This is a genomic window from Acidovorax sp. Q11 (assembly GCF_054950075.1).
Window position 1 is genome coordinate 1 of record NZ_JBUDZG010000034.1, and the last position, 17,598, is coordinate 17,598.

A 17,598-nucleotide genomic window follows, 5' to 3' on the forward strand; every position below is an offset into this window, starting at 1 on the left:
CAAGCGCTGCGGCTGAGAATTGCGGCTGCGCCGCCTTGTCCGCTGCTGCGGTTGTCTTCGTCTTGCGTGGCATTCATGCTCCTTGTTGACATGCTATGCCTCACACACAAAACATCTGACAGGCTCAACTGGTGCCGCGATCGGGGCCGCTTCTCGCCGATAGTACGCGTTCGACGACCAAGTTTCGATGGCGGCAACCGCTGCGTTGCAGCCTCTCGCCGCCTCTTCCGATTTACCTGCTGCATAGACGGCCACATAACAACAACTTCCGATTGTTCGCTTCATGCCGGGCAAGTACATCCTCATACAACCCCGGAGGACTCATTTCTTCCCCCTCGAAATGTCATGGCGAGAACGCTCACATTTCAATAGCTGCTAGCGCTTATCTATAGGGCGGAAGAGGAAAATTCGACCCAAATTTTTTCACCACACTCCTTCCTACATCCAAAAAGCAGCCCGCCAGACACTGTGATTAAAATCAGTGTCACGCCAGCCCACCTACCCCGCCATGACGGTGCTGCCCTCCCCCACTTCGGACTCCCCACGCTCCACCCCGATCACCCGCTTTCACCGCACGCGCCTGATGCAGATCTGGCGCTCGGCAGGCTGGCCGTGCAAGGATGGGCTGGAGATTGACCTGCTGGCAGCGGGCCTCATCAACCTGCACATTGCGCCCGATGGTTGCGAAACCCTGCGCCTCACCGACGAAGGCATCCGCACGCTGGCGCAGGCCCGCCAGCGCGGCGTGCGGGCGCTGAGCCTGCACGACCGGCTGGGGCAGAAGTTTGCGGCGCAGTTGCTGGCTTCGGGGCGCATCGTATGGACCGAACTGTCACTGCGCGCGGTGATCGACACCGTGCCGATGGGGGATGTGGTGCCGCCTGCGGCCACGGCCGATGCGCCCGCCAACACCGCGCCCGCCATGGCGCTGCTGTGGGCCGAGGATGACCACGCCCCCGCTGCCCGCGCCGCCGCCAACGTGTGGCGCATGGCCCGGCCCGATCTGTTCTCGGTGCGCAACACCTCGGTGCCCGCCTACTTGCAGCCCATGGTGCATGAGGTGAAGGCGAGCCGGGCCGACCTGCTGTCGGACCTGCGGCACGACGCAAAGCGGCAGGCCTATCAGTGGTTGTGCGAGGAGTGCTACTACGTCTTCCCGGCGGGCATAGCCGAGCCCGAAGAGATCCCCGAGCACTTCGGCATTTGGGTATTGCACGGCAGCGTGGATGACGGGCGCTTTGAGCTGCTGCGCCCCGCGCGGCACAACCGCTGCACCCTGCCCTTTTCGGTGTGGATGGCGCTTTGCAAGGCCACGCCGCTGCGCAGCGATGACGACATGGCTCAGACCCATTTGGGCGAGCCTGCTCCTCCCGCCACCGACACCCCGACCACCCCGCCATGACCTACACCGTGGCGGTGCGCGAGCTGTGCGAGTTCACCGCCAAGCAGGGCGACCTGGACCTGCGCTTTACGCCCGCACCCACCGCACTGGAGGGCATGGCGGGTCATGCGGTGGCAGCGTCACGGCGGGGTGCAGGCTACCGCGCCGAGGTGGCACTGGGCGGCAGTTACCAAACTCTGCGCGTGCGCGGCCGGGCCGATGGCTACGACCCCGCGCAGCAGCGCATCGACGAGGTCAAGACCTTCAAAGGGCGACTGGACCGCCAACCCGCATCGCACCGCCACCTACACTGGGCGCAGGCCAAGGTGTATGGCTGGCTGCTGTGCGAGCAAGAGCAGTTGGCGCACATCGACGTGGCGCTGGTGTATCTGGACGTGGGCACGCAGCAAGAGACGGTGTTCACCGAACACTGCAGCGCCGACGACCTGCGCCAGCACTTCGAGGCCCAGTGCCAGCGCTTCATTGCCTGGGCCGAACAGCAGGTGGCCCACCGTGCCGTGCGCGATGCGGCATTGAGCACCTTGGCATTTCCGTTTGGCGACTTTCGCACCGGCCAGCGCCCGCTGGCCGAGGCCGTGTACAAGGCGGCAGTGGCGGGCCGCTGCCTGCTGGCCCAGGCGCCCACGGGCATTGGCAAGACCATGGGCACGCTGTTCCCGCTGCTCAAGGCAGCACCGGCCCAGCGCATCGACAAAGTGTTCTTTCTGGCCGCCAAAACCTCGGGGCGGCAGATGGCGCTGGATGCGCTGGCGCGCCTGTCCGACAGCGCACCCGCACTGCCCCTGCGCGTGCTGGAGCTGGTGGCGCGCGACAAGGCGTGTGAACACCCGGACAAGGCCTGCCACGGCGAATCCTGCCCGCTCGCCCGGAGCTTTTACGACCGACTTCCCGCCGCACGCGCCGCTGCGGTGGCCACCAATATCGAAGGGAAAACCGCCCCCGCTTTGCAACAAGCCCGCGTGCGTGAGGTGGCCCTGCAGCACGATGTCTGCCCCTACTACCTGAGCCAGGAACTCGCCCGCTGGGCCGATGTGGTGGTGGGCGACTACAACTACTACTTTGACCTGGGAGGACTGCTGCACGGCCTGGTCCAGGCCAACCAGTGGCGCACGGCACTGCTGGTGGACGAGGCCCACAACCTGGTGGAGCGCGGCCGCAAGATGTTCACGGCCGAGCTGCACCCCGCCGCCTTGGCCCAGGCCCGCAGCAGCCCCACCGCCGCGCAGCATGCGCCGGTGAAAAAGGCGCTGGACAAGGTGCGCCGCGCCTGGGTGGCGCTGGACAAGGCGCACCCGGCCCCATACACGGTGCTCGAAACCTTCCCCGACAAGCTGCTGGCCGCGCTGCAGCAGTGCACCACCACGCTCACCGAACACTTCACCGACCACCCCACGGAGCCAGACGGCGCGCTGCAGACCTTCTACTTCGACGCCCTGCACCTGCAGCGCATGGCCGACCTGCTCGATGCGCATTCGATGGTGGACATCACCCAAACTTCGTCAAGCCACCACCAGCGGGCCGCTAAACCCGGCGATTCCGTGGTCTGCATCCGCAACGTGGTGCCCGCGCCCTTCTTGCAACCCCGCCTCGCAGCGGCACACACCAGCACCTTGTTCTCGGCCACGCTGCAGCCCGCGCGCTACTACGCCGACCTGCTGGGCCTACCTGAGGACCATGTGTGGGTGGATGTGGAATCGCCCTTTGCTGCGCACCAACTGCAAGTGCAGGTGGCGCGCCACATCTCCACGCGCTACCCGCACCGGGCTGCGTCGCTGGCGCCCATCGCGGCGCTGATGGCGCAGCAGTTTCGCGCGCGGCCCGGCAACTACCTGGCGTTTTTCAGCAGCTATGACTACCTGCAGCAGGCCGCTGCACTGTTTGCGCAGCAACACCCCGATGTACCGCACTGGTGCCAGTCGCGCCGCATGCTGGAGGGCGAGCAGCGCGAGTTTCTGGCCCGCTTTACCGACACCAGCCAGGGCATTGCCTTTGCCGTGCTGGGCGGCGCGTTTGCCGAGGGCATCGACCTGCCCGGCCAGCGGTTGATAGGCGCATTCGTCGCCACGCTGGGCCTGCCGCAGGTCAACCCCGTCAACGAGCAGATCCGCGAGCGCATGCAGGCGCTGTTTGGTGCGGGCTATGACTACACCTACCTCTACCCCGGCCTGCAAAAGGTGGTGCAGGCCGCTGGCCGCGTGATCCGAACGCCCAGCGACGAAGGCGTGGTGCACCTGATGGACGAGCGCTTTGCACAGGCACAGGTGCGCAGCCTGCTGCCCGCGTGGTGGCAAACGCGCTAAGGTGCGGGGCACAGCCACCTTCCCCCCGCCAACCGCCCATGCTGACCGACGACGAGCGCTCCGCTTTCCTGCAATCCATCGCCTGCGTGCGGCAGCGGGCAGCGCAGGCGCTGCGGCAGGCCCGGGGCGCAGATGGTGCGGATGGCGCCGTGGCCTTCATCGCGCAGCTGCACCGGGGGCTGGACACCGTGGCCGAGCAGGCCCGCGCCACCGGCCCCCAGCCTGCCTGCCAGGCCGGTTGCGCCCACTGCTGCCACCTGCGGGTTGAGGCCACCGAGCCCGAGGTCTTCCACATCGCCCAGCACCTGCGTGCCCAGCCCGCTGCGGTGCAGGCTGATGCCATCAGTGCCCTGCAGCGGCATGTGGCAACTGCGCAGGCCAGCACCACGCGCCAGGCGTGCAGCTTTCTGGTGGATGACCGCTGCAGCATCTACCCCGTGCGGCCCGCCGCCTGCCGCAAGGCGCATTCGCTGTCGGCCCCGCACTGTGCAGAACAATCCCCCACCATCCCCCAAAACCTGCGCCTGCTGGTGGATGCCGAGGCCCTGATGGCAGGCACCGCCCTGGCCTACCGCGACCAGCCACTGCCCGCCAGCGCCCACGAACTGAACGCCGCCGTGCTGGCCGCCCTGAAGGACCCAGCCGCCCAGGCGCGCTGGCACCAGGGCGATCCGGCCGCGCTGGGGCCTGCGCCCGCGCAAGGTCCGCACACCTCCAAGACCCCGCCGCACCCTTGACTTCCATCAAGCCGCAGCCCGCCCACCGGCCCACAATGCCGTCCATGAGGTCTTTGCACAACACACCCGCCGCGCGCCGCAGCGCCTGGCCCCGCCGCTTGCCTGCCACCCGCGCACGCGTGCGCGCCGCCCCCCTGCTGCTCGCCCTGCCCCTGGGGCTGCTGGCAGGCTGCAGCAAGCCCGAGCCCACCGGCCCCGCCCAGACATCGTTTGCCGCGCTGGCCAGCGCCTGCACCCAGTTCCTCGCCGCCCGCCAGCCCCATGTGCGCCCCAGCGGCCCTGGCGAATGGACGTTGACGGGCTACAGCCCCGCCCTGGTCCAGCCCGAGGTCACCCGCACCGAATCGCCCGTGACGCCCTATGTGGGCAAGCTCGTCATCAAGGACAACGAAGCCCAGGCCCACGCCCCCACCGAAGCCGCCGCCCAGGCCATCACCCTCACGCCCGCGCACCTGCTCTCCAACCGCACCCACACCTTCATCTACAGCTTTGACGGCCAGCAGTGGCGCTGGCAAAACGGCCAGCGGCTGACCAAGATGCCGGGGCAGAACGACCGGGTGGAGGCGCTTTCGCAGGCCGAGGTGTCGGCGGCCGGGCCCAAGGGGTTTGCGGGATGTGCACCGCGTTGAATCAGCCCTTTTGCTCTGAAAAACTGGCACCACCGGATAGCACCTACCGCTGGCCAAACAGGCGCCCCGTCACGCGCTGCAATGCAGAGCTTCGCGGTAGCTGCGATACATGCGCCCCGTGCTGCCCGCGCAGCCTACATAGGGTATTTGACGCAACCCAGGCGCTTGCCAGGGCTGCGCCAGGCCGCTCAACGCGCCAATGCCTCCTTCGTGGCGCCTGGGCTGCCAGTGCCCCCATCGTGGCGCTTGATCAGCGCAATCAGAAGGTGAATGCCCACCGCCAACGCCACCAGCACGGTGGCGCCAAGGCCCCACAGCGCCCAGGCTAGGAAGGTGACGCCACCCGCCAGAGCAGGCATGGCATCGAGTGCGGCTTGCACCATGGGGCCCAGTGACGAAACGACAGCCTCCCACTGGCCCATCAACTCGGGGGATATCCAGGCCTTGAGCCAGCCCGGCACCAGGACTGCGTCTGTCACCGCGCTGCCGACTGCCAGTGCGCCGGCATTGGACACCGCCCAGACCATCGCCGCATGCGCCCCCCAACAGGCCACAGACCAGAGGGCAAGCAGAGCCAACGAAAGAAACCAGTTGATTGCGTAGAACATTTGAAAGCTTCCTCTGCATTGAAATTGGCAAGCGGTGAGTATGGGCAAGCCTTCGTTGCCTAGACATCAGCCCTGGCCGCACCTAGCATTCGGCTTTCTCGAACCTGAACCCACCCATGCTGAACTACCGCCACCTCTACTACTTCTGGATGGTTGCCAAGGAGGGGGGATTTGCCAGGGCTGCAGACCGGCTGGAGATGGCGGTGCAGACCATCAGCGCCCAGGTCCGTGATCTGGAGAAGGCGCTGGGCCACCAGTTGCTCAAGCCCTCGGGGCGCGGTGTGGCGCTGACCGAAGCGGGGCAAGCGGCCTTCACCCGTGCCGAAGAGATTTTCCAGCTGGGCCAGTACATCGAAGAAGAGGTGCGTGAGGCCGCGACTGCCCGTGTTGCCCGGTTGTCGGTGGGGTTGTCAGATGGCATATCGAAGCTGGCAGCACACGCACTGCTGGAGCCCGTGCTGGCCACACCCCACCTGCGGCTGGTATGCCATGAGGGAGAGTCGGACGAGTTGCTTTCTGAGTTGGCACTGCACCAGCTGGATGTGGTTCTGGCCGGGCAAGCAGCGCCGCGCAACCCCCACCAGCGCCTGACCAGCGAGCGCATCGCCCGCTCTGCACTGCAGTGGTATGGCCCGGCGTCGCTGGTGCGCAAGCAGGTGCGCGACCGGTTTCCCGAGTCGCTGCAAGACCTGCCAGTGCTGCTTCCCACCCACCATGCACCACTGCGCGCCACCCTGGATGCCTGGTTTCAAGACCTGGGCGTGCAACCCCGCGTGGTGGGTGAGTTTGAAGACAGTGCTTTACTGGCCGTGTTTGCGGCCCGGGGACTCGGGGTGTTTCCGGTGAGCCGGTTGGGTGCGCAGGATGTGGGGCTGGTGCGTGGGCTGCGCTTGCTGGGCGAATGCCCGCAGATTTTTGAGGAAGTCCACGCCATCTGGTCGCGCAGGGGGCAGCACCACCCGCTGGTGCGGCAACTGTTGGATGCACCTGCCGGGCTGGGCACCGCATAGTCCCCTGAATCTGAGAAATCGTTAGTGCGCCGGGGCTGTGGCATCACGCAGCCTGCACCAGCTCGCAGCGGCCGATTCCGGGAGGCGTGAAGCCCATTTTCCAATACTGGCGTGCTGCATCCATCAGCCCCCACTCACTTGGCGCCAGGTGACTGTCTGCAATCGCTGCGGTGTACGCAAACTCCAGCGCCTTGCGCCGCAGCGCAGGGTCGGTCACTTCGGCCAACAGAAAGGTCAGCGTGGGGCCATCAATGCTGCCCGTCAAAACCCGCCGTTCATGCATGCCCATCCACAGGTCTTCGCACAGACCATGGAGCACCTTGGCAAAGCCGCCGTGCGGCAATCCCAGCTCCTGCTCCATCTGAAGCCCATGCAAGGCATCCAGCTCGGAGCGGCTCACATGGCCATCCGATATCAACAGCAAGGCGATGATTCGGGCTACAGCTTCGGGGCTATTGCGGGGATAGCTACGCATCTCTGATCTCCTAGAGTTGGGGTACGAGCAATGACACAGGTGATAGGCAAACAAGCAATGGTTGACCCAACGCGCCGCCCTAGCGGCGATAGCGTGAGCGTGGCTGCCAGCCGTCGCGGTATTGAGCTTGCACCCGCAGCGGCACCTTGACTGGAATGCGCCGCAGCGTGGGTGCCCGCGCGACGGAGAAACCAGAGAGCCATTGCGAAAGGCGCTGGCGCAAAGAGGTGACAAGCGAAAAGATTCCAGACATGGCTTTCACGAAAGACTCCTTTGAGGCGGGAAGTTGCAAATAGGAAGAAGCCTTGAATGTGTGGCCCCCGCCCGCTGGCAAGAAGCAAGTTTTCTCTGATTCCTACATCCAAAAAAACGAAGTCTCCTGAAAAAAACGCGCTTGCCGCAAATGCGCAGGATTTTCAGGAAGGCAATGCAGAAAATTCCTGCTGGCTGGCAGCCACGCTGCGGACTACTGTGTCAACCTCAACTCAGGAGATCGCCAATGCAGATTCTTTTCAGAACACGCCACCCCGAAGCCGCACTCATGCGCGATGCCGTCGAGCGTCGCGTGCGCTTTGCCTTTCGGCGGCTGAACGCCCTGGTGCCACGCGCTGAAATCAAGCTGGATGACATCAACGGTCCGCGGGGCGGGCCCGACAAGCGTTGCCAGATCGCCTTGCGTACCGACGGCGCTGGTGCCGTGGTGGTGTCGTCGGTGGCCAGGGACTGGCGCTGCGCACTCGACGAGGCACTGGCCAGCGCCGCCCGGCATCTTTTGCGCACCTGGCGCCGCAATTCGACGCGCGCCAAACAACGTCGCCACGGCATGACAAAGGACGCCACCCGCCTGGCCAGCCGCGAGCAGCCCGCATAACGACCTGCTTACCGCCTCTGCATGTCACAGAGCAGTGGCTTTCAGCGTGCATCTAGGCCCAGCTCCGTCGCAGATGGACTTGGCTGCCAAGCAATCTGCAACCCGAGGCGGAGCAATTCACCTGCCCAGCGAACCCTCTGGCTCAGAACATGCGCCTTGCACCACTGCCTGCTCCACCATGTCCCGTGTGAGCGTGGGCACAAAGCTCTCGATGAAGCGGTAGGCATAGCCCCGCAGCCATGCGCCGCGCCGCAGGCCCAGGCGGGTGAGGTTTACTTCAAACAGATGACCTGCATCGATCAGCCGCAGGTGGCGGTCGCGGTCTTCGTCCACCGCAATGGAGGCGACGATGCCCACGCCCACGCCCATGTCCAGCTCCACATAGGTCTTGATCGCGTCGGCATCCATGGCGGTGAGCACGATGTTGGGGGGCAGGCTCGCGTTGGCAAACGCGGTGTCGATGTGGGCACGGCCGGTGTAGCCCAGCTCGTAGGTGATGATGGGGTGCTTAGCCAGCTGCTCCAGCGTGACGGAGCCAGGGTGGGCCAGCAGCGGGTGGCCGGGGGGCACAACGATGCTGTGCGTCCAGCGGTAGCAGGGCAGCGTGACCAGCGCGTCGTAGCTGGCCAAGGCCTCGGTGGCCACGCCGATGTCGGCCTCGCCGGAGAGCAGCATCTCCGCCACCTGGCGCGGTGAACCCTGGTGCAGGTGCAGCGACACCTGCGGGAACATGGCGCGGAAGTCGCGCACGACCTGGGGCAACGCATAGCGCGCCTGCGAATGCGTGGCGGCCACCGACAGGCGTCCCTGCGCGCTGTCGCTGAAGTCCTGCCCTGCCCGCTTCAGGTTGTCGGCTTCGAGCAGCAAGCGCTCCAGCGTGGGCAGCAGCACCTCGCCCGGCGGCGTGAGCCCGGTGAGGCGCTTGCCCGCGCGCACAAAAATCTCCACCCCCAGCTCGTCCTCCAGCTCGCGGATCTGGCGGCTGACGCCGGGCTGCGAGGTGTGCAGCATGTGCGCCACCTCGGTCAAGTTGAAGCCGCGCCGCACGGCCTCGCGCACAGAGCGCAGTTGCTGAAAGTTCATGGGTTTGCGTCAGCCATTGCTTTCGCCAGTGAATGTTGCTATTGCTGCCGCTATGGGCTATGGGCTTGTCGATTTGCGATTGCATTGATAGCTTCTTGCGCTTGATGGGCATGCGCAAGAGCCCGATTCAGTCTGAAACAGACTGATGCGCCAGAAGTCCAGGTACTGGCCTCGGGCAGGCCCGTTGGCCCTGAACTTGTCGAAGGTCTGCTGGTACAGAAGGTCCAGGCTTCGACAAGCTCAGCCCGAACGGGTCGGGAATGGGCCGTCAGGCAGGCTGCGCATCACAGCTTGGCGATCGACACCTCGGTGGACTTGACCAGCGCGACCACATCGGAGCCGACGACCAGGCCCAGGTCGTCCACCGAGCGGGTGGTGATGACGGAAGTGACGATGCCCCAGGGGGTTTCGACATCGACCTCGGAGACGACATCGCCGCGAATGATCTCGCGCACTTTGCCCTTGAACTGGTTGCGAACGTTGATGGCTTGGATGGACATGGAGTTCTCCTAAAAAGTCCGTTGAAAGAAAGAAAAACGAATGGGATGGGAAGGCTGCGGAATCACACCGCCCAGCGCAGCCCGTGCGCAGGCACGCCGGGCCAGGTGGGTTCGGGGGTGGACTCCACATCGGGCTTTTGCAGCACGCGGTCGAGGATGCGTTTTTCCAGCTGCGCAAAGGCGGCCTCGCCATGCACACGCGGGCGTGGCAGGTCGATGCGCTGGTCCAGCGCGATCTGGCCGTCTTCGATCAGGATCACGCGGTCGGCCAGGGCCACGGCCTCTTGCACGTCGTGGGTGACCAGCAGCGCGGTGAAGCCCGACTGGCGCCACAGGCCTTCGATGAGGCGGTGCATCTCGATGCGGGTGAGCGCGTCGAGCGCGCCCAAGGGTTCGTCGAGCAGCAGCAGGCGCGGGTCGTGTACCAACGCACGCGCCAGGGCCACGCGCTGGCGCTGGCCGCCGGACAGGCGTGCGGGCCATTCGCCCAGCCGGTCGCCCAGGCCCACGCGGGCCAGCACGTCGGCCGCTGCGCCGCGCCGCCCGGGGGGCAGGCCCAGGGCCACGCTGTCCTGCACGTGCTTCCAGGGCAGTAGGCGCGCGTCCTGGAACATGATGCGGGTGCTGCTGCTCAGGCCGTCCACGCTCTCGCCATCAATGCGGATGGCACCGCCCGACACCGACTCCAGCCCCGCCACCAGGCGCAGCAGCGTGCTTTTGCCGCAGCCACTGCGGCCCACGATGGCGACGAACTCGCCGGGCTCGATGACCAGCTCCGTCTTCTTGAGCACGTCGCGCGTGCCATAGCGTTTGTCCACGCCGCGCACTTCCAGGCGCACGCCCTGTGGCTGCGGCGGTGGGGAAATACTGGTAGTCAAAATGGCCTCCTGCGCCTGTCCATCAAGCGCTAGCAGCTATGAAAATGTGAGCATTCAGACACCCAGAGCAGGTGTCATGCCTGGTAACCGGAATGCCAGCGCAGCCAGTACCGTTCGAGGCCCTTGGCAAAGACGTCGGCAAGCTTGCCCAGCAGCGCATACAGCAGGATGCCCACGAGCACGATGTCGGTCTGCAGAAACTCGCGTGCATTCATCGTGAGGTAGCCAATGCCCGCCTGCGCCGAGATGGTCTCGGCCACGATCAGGATCACCCACATCAAACCGAGCGAGAAGCGCAGCCCCACCAGGATGCTGGAGAGCGCCCCGGGCAGGATGATCTGCTTGTAGAGCTGCCAGCGGCCCAGGCCATAGGTGCGCCCCATCTCGATCAGCCCCGGGTCCACATTGCGGATGCCGTGGAAGGTGTTGAGGTAGATCGGGAAGAACACCGACACGCTGATGAGGAACAGCTTGGCCGATTCGTCGATGTCGAACCACAGGATCACCAGCGGGATGAGCGCCAGTGCGGGGATGTTGCGCACCATCTGGATGGTGGAGTCGAGCAGCGTCTCGAACAGCTTGATGGAGCCGGTGAGCAGGCCCAGCAGCAACCCCAGGCCGCCGCCAATGGCCAGCCCGGTCAAGGCCCGGCCGGCGCTGACCCGCACATGGGTCCAGAGTTCGCCCGATACGGTCAGGGCCCAAGCGGCCTTGATCACCTCCAGCGGTGCAGGCAGCACGCGGGTGGACAGCCAGCCTTGCGACGAGGCGATCTGCCACAGCACGATGAGCCCCACGGGCACGGCCCAGGGCAGCAGGCGCTGCGCAACGCTTTTCACAAAGCGCACCACCGAAGCGGGGAGCCAGGGGCCTTCGATGGGCAGGTCTACGGCATCGGCCAAAGGGGACACCTGAAGTTCGCGGACGTTGTGGGTCTGTGTCATGGATAGGTTTCCCGTTCGTGGTCAGGCTCAAGAAATTCCAGCTGGTTGCCCGCCGGGTCTTTGGCATAGAAGCGCAGGTAACCGGGGAGCGCACGGGCTTCATCCAGCGCCACATCGGCCTGCAGCAGGCGGTGGCGCAGGCTGGGCAGGTTCTGGACCTCCAGCGCCAGGTGTGACACCGCAGGCACGGGTTGCCAGTGTTCTGTGGGCACCAGGTCGATGCGCTGCCCCCCGCTGCAAAGCGCAGCGTGGCGCCGGCCTGAAAACGGACTTCGGGCAGGCCCAGCAGGCCGGTGTAGAAGCGGCGGATCACGGCCTCGGCCCCCGCCGGGAAGGCCTGTTGCACATGGTGGATGGCGGCAATGCTCATGGGTGCACTCCCGCCTCAGCTTTGCGAAGCGCGCGGCACAAAATCATTGGCCACGGTTTCGCCAAACGGGCCCAGCGGGTTGCCAAACAAGGGATTGCCGCTGGCCAGCTGGTTGCGCAGCGGCAGGGGCAGCAGCGGGAACACCAGCTCGGCAAAGCGGTAGGCCTCGTCCAGGTGCGGGTAGCCCGACAGCACGAAGGTGTCGAGCCCCAGCGCGGCGTATTCCTCGATGCGTGCAGCCACCGTTTGCGGGTCGCCCACCAGAGCCGTGCCCGCGCCACCACGCACCAGGCCCACGCCGGCCCACAGATTGGGGCTGATTTCCAGGTACTTGCGGCTGCGCTTGGCACCACCAGCGTGCAAGGCGGCCATGCGGCGCTGGCCTTCGGAGTCCATGCGCGAAAACACGGCCTGGGCGCGCACCACGGTATCGTCATCCACATGGCTGATGAGTTCCTCGGCTGCGGCCCAGGCCTGCTCATCGGTCTCGCGCACGATGACGTGCAGGCGGATGCCGAAGTTGACGGTGCGGCCATGTTTGGCGGCACGGGCGCGCACGTCAGCCACCTTCTTCGCCACTTCGGCCGGTGGCTCGCCCCATGTCAGATAGGTTTCCACCTGCTCGGCCGCCAGGTCGTGTGCGGCGGGCGACGAGCCGCCAAAATACACGGGCGGGTGGGGCTGTTGCAGCGGCGGAAAGAGCAGCTTGGCCCCTTTCACCGAGAGGTGCTGGCCTTCGAAGTCCAGGCTTTCGCCCTGGTGGCTGCGCGTGAGGATCTCGCGCCAGATGCGGATGAACTCGGCCGACTGTTCGTAGCGCGTGGCGTGGTCCAGGAACACGCCGTCGCCCTCCAGCTCGGCCTGGTCGCCGCCTGTGACCAGGTTGATGAGCAGGCGCCCGCCCGAGAGCCGGTCGAACGTGGCCGCCATGCGCGCAGCCAGCGCTGGCTGGTGCAGGCCGGGGCGCACGGCCACCAAAAACTTGAGGTTGCGCGTGACGGGCAGCAGGCTGGACGCCACCACCCACGGGTCTTCGCACGAGCGGCCGGTGGGGATGAGCACGCCTTCGTAGCCCAGGCTGTCGGCCGCCACCGCGACCTGCTTGAGGTAGTCGTGGTTGAGCTGGCGTGCGCCTTTGGCAGTGCCAAGGTAGCGGCTGTCGCCGTGGGTGGGGATGAACCAGAAAATTTTCATGAATGAATGCCTCGGGGATGGGGGTATTGCCTACGTTTTTTAGGGCCGGGCCGGTGCAGCCGCTAACTGCGCGGCCGCTGGCCGCCACACGATGTCGGCCACGTTCACGGGCTTGGGAATCAGGCCCAGCTTGAAGAACGCGTCGGCCAAGCGCTGCTGGTCGGCCACGGTGGCGGGCGAGAGCAGCCCCACGGGCGACGACGGGCGGCGCTGGATGAACAGGCTAACCACGCCCGCGTCCAGGCCGCTGAAGTCGGAAATGAGCTTGATCGCGTCCTTGCGCGCCTCTTGCGCCAGGCGGTCGGCGCGGCTGAGTTCTTCAAACAGCACGCGCAGCACCTGGGGATGGGCCTGCACAAACGGGCGGGCGGCCAGGTAGAAAGAGTTGTTGCTGCTGGCCAGGTCGCGCCCCGTGGCCAGCACGCGGGGCTGGATGGCCAGCTCGGTGGCGGCGTAGAACGGGTCCCAGATGGCCCAGGCGTCCACGCTCTTGCGCTCGAACGCGGCACGTGCATCGGCCGGGGCCAGGTACACGGGCTGGATGTCGGCCCACTGCAGGCCCGCACGCTCCACGGCGCGCACCAGCAGGTAGTGCGCGCTGCTGCCCTTTTGCACGGCAATGCGGCGGCCCTTGAGGTCGGCCAGGGTGCGCAGGGGCGAATCCCTGAGCACCAGCAGCGCCGAGCTGTCGGGCTTGGGCGGCTCGGCCCCCACATAGAGCAGGTCTTTGCCGGCGGCCTGGGCAAACACGGGCGGCGAGTCGCCGGTCAGGCCGAATTCGAGGCTGCCGACCGACAGCGCCTCCAGCAGCTGCGGCCCGGCCGGGAACTCCAGCCAGCTGATTCGCGTGCCTGGAAAGCGTTTTTCCAGCACGCCCTGCTGCTTCAGGATGACGAGGTTGACGGCCGACTTCTGGTAGCCGATGCGCAGCTGCTCAGGGCCTTGTACGGCCGGGCCATGCGCTGTGGCACTCTGTGCATGAGCGTAGCGGCTGGCCAGCACCCAGTGGAACGCGGTGACGCCCAGCAGCTGCAGCGCGCGGCGGCGCTCGGTGCTCAGGGGAAGGTGGGTCATGGTGACTCCTTGCAGTGCTGTGTGACCCGGCTCTCAAAGGTCCACCGGCGCGGCGTGCAGCAGGTTGAGCTTTTTGGGGATGAGCTTGAGGTCGAAGAAGGTGTCGGCAATCGCCTGCTGCTCGGCCAGGATCTCGCGCGTGACGGGTGCAGTGCCGAAGCGGGCGCGGCTCAGGTACAGGTCGGTGATGGATTTGTCCAGGCCCAGCACGGCCGACAGCTCGGCAGCAGCGGCGTCCTTGTTCCTGGACACCCAGGTGTCGATGGCATTGACCTCTTCGATGGCAATGCGCAGCACGTCGGCGTTCTTGGTGGCGAAGTCGCGCGAAGTGAAGTAGTAGGCGCGGTTGTTGACCACGCCCGTGGCATCGACCAGCAGGCGCGCGTCGAGCTGCTTTTGCGCGGCGGCGAGGAAGGGGTCCCAGATGATCCAGGCATCGATCGCGCCGCGTTCAAACGCGGCCCGCGCGTCGGCCGGGGCCAGGAAGATGGATTGCACGTCGCCGTACTTCAGGCCGTTCTTCTCCAGCAGCTTGACCAGGAAATACTGCACGTTGGAGCCCTTGTTGTAGGCCACGCGCTTGCCCTTGAGGTCGGCCACGCTGCGGATGGGCGAATCCTTGGGCACGATCACGGCCTCCAGTGCAGGGCGCGGCACGGTGGCACCGGCATAGACCAGCGGCGCGCCAGCGGCCTGGGCAAAGATGGGCGGGGCTTCGCCCACGTCGCCGAAGTCGATGGAGCCGACATTGAGGGCTTCAAGCTGCACGGGGCCCGCGTTGAACTCGGTCCAGGTCACCTTCACGCCCAGCGGGGCCAGGCGCTTTTCGAGCGTGCCACGGCCCTTGAGGATGGAGAGCCAGCCCTTTTGGTGGCCCACGCGCAGCACGCGGCCAGCGTTTTGCGACCAGGCGTGGGGCGTTGCGACCGTTGCCGTAGTGGCAGCAACCGCAGCCAGCAGTTGGCGGCGTTGCAGGGAGAAGCGGTTCAGTTCGTTCATGGTGCGGATTCCAGATTCAAAACAGTTGTGGGATGGGCGACCGGGCGGGGTTGGCAGCAGGCGGCACACCGCCCTGCCCGCGCACCCGGCGCAGCAACAAAATCAAAATAAAGAGGACGAAGAGGGAGAAAGGCGGGCGCTGGCACCACGGCAGGGCCGCAGCGCCACGCCGTTGTCAGACGCTACATCGCACCTGCGAGAACGGCACCGGCGCAAACCGGGTGGCCTGGGCGGGCGACGGGCGCAGGGTTTCGGTCACCAGCACGTTCACCGCATCGTCCAGCCGGGCGGCAATGTCGGCCTGCACGTGGTAGCTGCCCTCGGGCGTCAGCGTGACCTGGGCATCGGTGGCGTAGATGCCGGGCAAGATGCTTTTGGCGCCCAGCGACTGCAGCACGGGCCGCAGCGCGTAGTCGAGCGCCAGCATGTGGTGCGGGCTGCCGCCCGTGGCCAGGGGCAGCACGACCTTGCCCTTGAGGGCCGTTTGCGGCAGCAGGTCCAGAAACACCTTGAGCACGCCGCTGTAGGCCGCCTTGTAGACCGGGGTGGCCACCACCAGCACGCTGGCATCGGCCACCTGGTCGATGGCATGCACCACCGTGGGGTGGCCAAAGTCGGCCAGCAGCAGCGCCTGGGGCGAGAGGTCGCGGATGTGGATGCGGTCCACCAGCGCACCGCGCACCGAGAGACGCTGGGCCACGGCATCCAGCAAGGCGGCGGAGCGGGAACGCTCGGAGGGGCTGCCAGCGATGAGCAAGGCGGACATGGTGTGGATTCCTTGATTACTACTGTTTTGATAGCTATCAGCGCTTGATGGACGCGCGCAGAAGGCTGTTTTTTCTTATAAATAGGACGTGCAGCGCCCCACCCGGCCCGCCCGGGCTGGGTTTTTTTCATGGAGACTGGGACGCCTTCCACCCGCGCACAGAGGCGGGTGGGCTTGCTGGCTTACTTACTTGCGCGTGTAGATCTGGTCAAAGCTCGCGTTGTCCGCAAAGTGCTCCTTGGCCGCCTTGTCCCAGCCACCGAACGCGTCGTTGATGGTGAACAGGTTCAGCTTGGGGAACTGCTTGGCGTACTTGGCCTTGGCTTTGTCAGACACGGCGGGGCGATAGAAATGTTTGCCCGCAATGTCCTGGCCTTCTTCGGTGTAGAGGTACTGCAGATAGGCCTCGGCCACGGCACGGGTGCCCTTTTTGTCCACGTTCTTGTCCACCACCGACACGGCGGGTTCGGCCAGGATGGAGATCGAAGGCGCGATCACGTCGAACTTGGTGCCGAACTCTTTTTCGAGCAGGTAGGCCTCGTTCTCCCAGGCAATCAGCACGTCACCCTGGTTGCGCTGCGCAAAGGTGATGGTGGAGCCACGCGCGCCGGTGTCGAGCACAGGCACGTTGCCATACAGCTTGGCCACGAAGTCCTTGGCCTTGGCGTCGCCACCGTACTTGCGCTTGGCAAACTCCCACGCGGCCAGGTAGTTCCAGCGCGCGCCGCCCGAGGTCTTGGGGTTGGGCGTGATCACCTTCACGTCGGCGCGCACCAGGTCGTCCCAGTCCTTGATGCCCTTGGGGTTGCCCTGGCGCACCACCAGCACGATGGTGCTGGTGTAGGGCGAGCTGTTGTGCGGCAAGCGCTTTTGCCAGTCTTTCGGAATCCAGCCGCCATTGGTGTGCAGCGCATCGGTGTCGCCCGCCAGGGCCAGCGTGGCCACGTCGGCGTCCAGCCCGTCGATGATGGATCGCGCCTGCTTGCCCGAGCCGCCGTGGCTTTGCTTGATGGTCACGTCCTGGCCGGTCTTGGCCTTCCAGTGCTTGGCAAACGCCTGGTTGAACTCCACGTACAGCTCGCGGGTCGGGTCGTACGACACATTGAGCAGCGTCACAGACTGTGCAAACGACGGCAATGCCGTCAGGGCCAAACTGCCCACCAGGGCGGCGGCGAAGGGAAACTTGATAAAGTCGCGGCGAAAGTTCATGGGAGGGCCTCTTTTTGTGAATGTGTTGCGGTGCAAATCACCGATGGAACGCATTCTGGAAGGCCCTCTTCAAAACTGGAACTACTGAGATTTCAGTTCTTAATATCCAAATCATCTGAGCGAAGCCTTTTTCGCTCGCCCCCACTACAAGGAATTCCCATGGCACGCACCGTTCAATGCATCAAGCTCGGCAAGGAAGCCGAAGGCCTCGACTTCCCCCCCTACCCCGGCGAACTGGGCAAACGCATCTGGGAAAGCGTGAGCAAGGAAGCCTGGGCGGGCTGGCTCAAGCACCAGACCATGCTGGTCAATGAAAACCGCCTGAACCTGGCCGATGCGCGCGCCCGCCAGTACCTGGCCCGGCAGATGGAAAACCATTTCTTCGGCGGCGGCGCAGACGCTGCAGCGGGCTATGTCCCGCCCAGTGCGTAACGTAGTGAAGCACTGCGAGAAATGGTTTCGCCAAAACCACTTTTTTGGCGGCGGCGCAGACGCTGCAGCGGGATATGTCCCGCCCAGCGCGTGACGCAGCGCAACACACCCCGGAGC

The 17,598-nt window shown here is 65.7% G+C and carries 20 protein-coding genes; 7 read left to right on the forward strand and 13 right to left on the reverse strand.

The annotated features are described in order from the left end of the window. The first annotated feature begins 508 nt into the window (after nucleotides 1-508). The 4 genes from ACYZGB_RS19680 to ACYZGB_RS19695 are packed head-to-tail and all read left to right on the forward strand — an operon-like array spanning nucleotide 509 to nucleotide 5,068. Nucleotides 509-1,402 (forward strand): hypothetical protein, encoded by an 894-nt coding sequence (locus ACYZGB_RS19680; protein ID WP_462390581.1) that lies wholly within the window; start codon nucleotides 509-511, stop codon nucleotides 1,400-1,402. Then, nucleotides 1,399-3,702 carry an ATP-dependent DNA helicase gene (locus tag ACYZGB_RS19685; protein WP_462390542.1) on the forward strand — a complete coding sequence of 768 codons (2,304 nt, stop codon included), beginning with the start codon at nucleotides 1,399-1,401 and terminating at the stop codon, nucleotides 3,700-3,702. Before ACYZGB_RS19680 ends, ACYZGB_RS19685 begins: the two co-directional genes overlap by 4 nt. Nucleotides 3,703-3,740: 38 nt before the next feature. Then, on the forward strand, nucleotides 3,741-4,439 hold the full coding sequence (locus ACYZGB_RS19690) for a YkgJ family cysteine cluster protein (protein ID WP_462390543.1): 699 nt from the start codon (nucleotides 3,741-3,743) through the stop codon (nucleotides 4,437-4,439). 44 nt (nucleotides 4,440-4,483) lie between these two features. Then, nucleotides 4,484-5,068: a hypothetical protein gene (locus ACYZGB_RS19695; RefSeq protein ID WP_462390544.1), complete on the forward strand. Its 585-nt coding sequence runs from the start codon at nucleotides 4,484-4,486 to the stop codon at nucleotides 5,066-5,068. 188 nt (nucleotides 5,069-5,256) lie between these two features. Here the strand turns inward: ACYZGB_RS19695 and ACYZGB_RS19700 are convergent, their stop codons facing one another. After that, a complete protein-coding gene (locus ACYZGB_RS19700; RefSeq protein WP_462390545.1) occupies nucleotides 5,257-5,547 on the reverse strand; it encodes a hypothetical protein in 291 nt (96 codons plus the stop codon). A 245-nt stretch (nucleotides 5,548-5,792) separates the two neighbouring features. On the opposite strand from ACYZGB_RS19700, the gene ACYZGB_RS19705 reads away from it, so the two are divergent. Continuing rightward, nucleotides 5,793-6,686 (forward strand): LysR substrate-binding domain-containing protein, encoded by an 894-nt coding sequence (locus ACYZGB_RS19705; protein ID WP_462390546.1) that lies wholly within the window; start codon nucleotides 5,793-5,795, stop codon nucleotides 6,684-6,686. Nucleotides 6,687-6,729: 43 nt separating this feature from the next. On the opposite strand, the gene ACYZGB_RS19710 is transcribed toward ACYZGB_RS19705, so the two are convergent. After that, nucleotides 6,730-7,161, reverse strand: a complete 432-nt coding sequence (locus tag ACYZGB_RS19710) for a tellurite resistance TerB family protein (RefSeq protein WP_462390547.1) — start codon at nucleotides 7,159-7,161, stop codon at nucleotides 6,730-6,732. Nucleotides 7,162-7,240: 79 nt separating this feature from the next. Continuing rightward, nucleotides 7,241-7,423 (reverse strand): hypothetical protein, encoded by a 183-nt coding sequence (locus tag ACYZGB_RS19715; RefSeq protein ID WP_462390548.1) that lies wholly within the window; start codon nucleotides 7,421-7,423, stop codon nucleotides 7,241-7,243. 237 nt (nucleotides 7,424-7,660) lie between these two features. Between ACYZGB_RS19715 and ACYZGB_RS19720 the strand changes: the two genes are divergently transcribed. Continuing rightward, nucleotides 7,661-8,032 (forward strand): HPF/RaiA family ribosome-associated protein, encoded by a 372-nt coding sequence (locus ACYZGB_RS19720; protein WP_462390549.1) that lies wholly within the window; start codon nucleotides 7,661-7,663, stop codon nucleotides 8,030-8,032. Between the two features lie 117 nt (nucleotides 8,033-8,149). Here ACYZGB_RS19720 and ACYZGB_RS19725 read toward each other — a convergent pair whose 3' ends face one another. From ACYZGB_RS19725 to ACYZGB_RS19770, 10 genes are all read right to left on the reverse strand, one after another. Further along, nucleotides 8,150-9,115, reverse strand: coding sequence for a CysB family HTH-type transcriptional regulator (locus ACYZGB_RS19725; protein WP_462390550.1), 966 nt, complete (start codon nucleotides 9,113-9,115; stop codon nucleotides 8,150-8,152). Nucleotides 9,116-9,399: 284 nt separating this feature from the next. Further along, nucleotides 9,400-9,615 (reverse strand): TOBE domain-containing protein, encoded by a 216-nt coding sequence (locus ACYZGB_RS19730; RefSeq protein ID WP_015013774.1) that lies wholly within the window; start codon nucleotides 9,613-9,615, stop codon nucleotides 9,400-9,402. Nucleotides 9,616-9,677: 62 nt separating this feature from the next. Continuing rightward, complete coding sequence (locus tag ACYZGB_RS19735) at nucleotides 9,678-10,493, reverse strand: ATP-binding cassette domain-containing protein (protein ID WP_462390551.1); 816 nt, start codon at nucleotides 10,491-10,493, stop codon at nucleotides 9,678-9,680. Nucleotides 10,494-10,567: 74 nt separating this feature from the next. Further along, nucleotides 10,568-11,437, reverse strand: a complete 870-nt coding sequence (gene ssuC / locus ACYZGB_RS19740; protein WP_462390552.1) for an aliphatic sulfonate ABC transporter permease SsuC — start codon at nucleotides 11,435-11,437, stop codon at nucleotides 10,568-10,570. Further along, entirely contained in the window at nucleotides 11,434-11,649 is a 216-nt protein-coding gene (locus ACYZGB_RS19745) for a VOC family protein (RefSeq protein ID WP_462390553.1), read from the reverse strand. Before ACYZGB_RS19745 ends, ssuC begins: the two co-directional genes overlap by 4 nt. Nucleotides 11,650-11,822: 173 nt before the next feature. Then, complete coding sequence (gene ssuD / locus ACYZGB_RS19750) at nucleotides 11,823-13,001, reverse strand: FMNH2-dependent alkanesulfonate monooxygenase (RefSeq protein WP_462390554.1); 1,179 nt, start codon at nucleotides 12,999-13,001, stop codon at nucleotides 11,823-11,825. Nucleotides 13,002-13,040: 39 nt separating this feature from the next. Beyond that, complete coding sequence (locus tag ACYZGB_RS19755; RefSeq protein ID WP_462390555.1) at nucleotides 13,041-14,075, reverse strand: sulfonate ABC transporter substrate-binding protein; 1,035 nt, start codon at nucleotides 14,073-14,075, stop codon at nucleotides 13,041-13,043. A gap of 33 nt (nucleotides 14,076-14,108) precedes the next feature. Continuing rightward, nucleotides 14,109-15,074, reverse strand: a complete 966-nt coding sequence (locus ACYZGB_RS19760; RefSeq protein WP_462390556.1) for a sulfonate ABC transporter substrate-binding protein — start codon at nucleotides 15,072-15,074, stop codon at nucleotides 14,109-14,111. Nucleotides 15,075-15,249: 175 nt separating this feature from the next. Further along, nucleotides 15,250-15,840, reverse strand: a complete 591-nt coding sequence (gene ssuE / locus ACYZGB_RS19765) for an NADPH-dependent FMN reductase (RefSeq protein ID WP_121419843.1) — start codon at nucleotides 15,838-15,840, stop codon at nucleotides 15,250-15,252. A 186-nt stretch (nucleotides 15,841-16,026) separates the two neighbouring features. After that, nucleotides 16,027-17,049 (reverse strand): sulfate ABC transporter substrate-binding protein, encoded by a 1,023-nt coding sequence (locus ACYZGB_RS19770; protein WP_142146687.1) that lies wholly within the window; start codon nucleotides 17,047-17,049, stop codon nucleotides 16,027-16,029. A gap of 159 nt (nucleotides 17,050-17,208) precedes the next feature. Between ACYZGB_RS19770 and ACYZGB_RS19775 the strand changes: the two genes are divergently transcribed. Further along, entirely contained in the window at nucleotides 17,209-17,481 is a 273-nt protein-coding gene (locus ACYZGB_RS19775; RefSeq protein WP_010461281.1) for an oxidative damage protection protein, read from the forward strand. Nucleotides 17,482-17,598 lie beyond the last annotated feature (117 nt).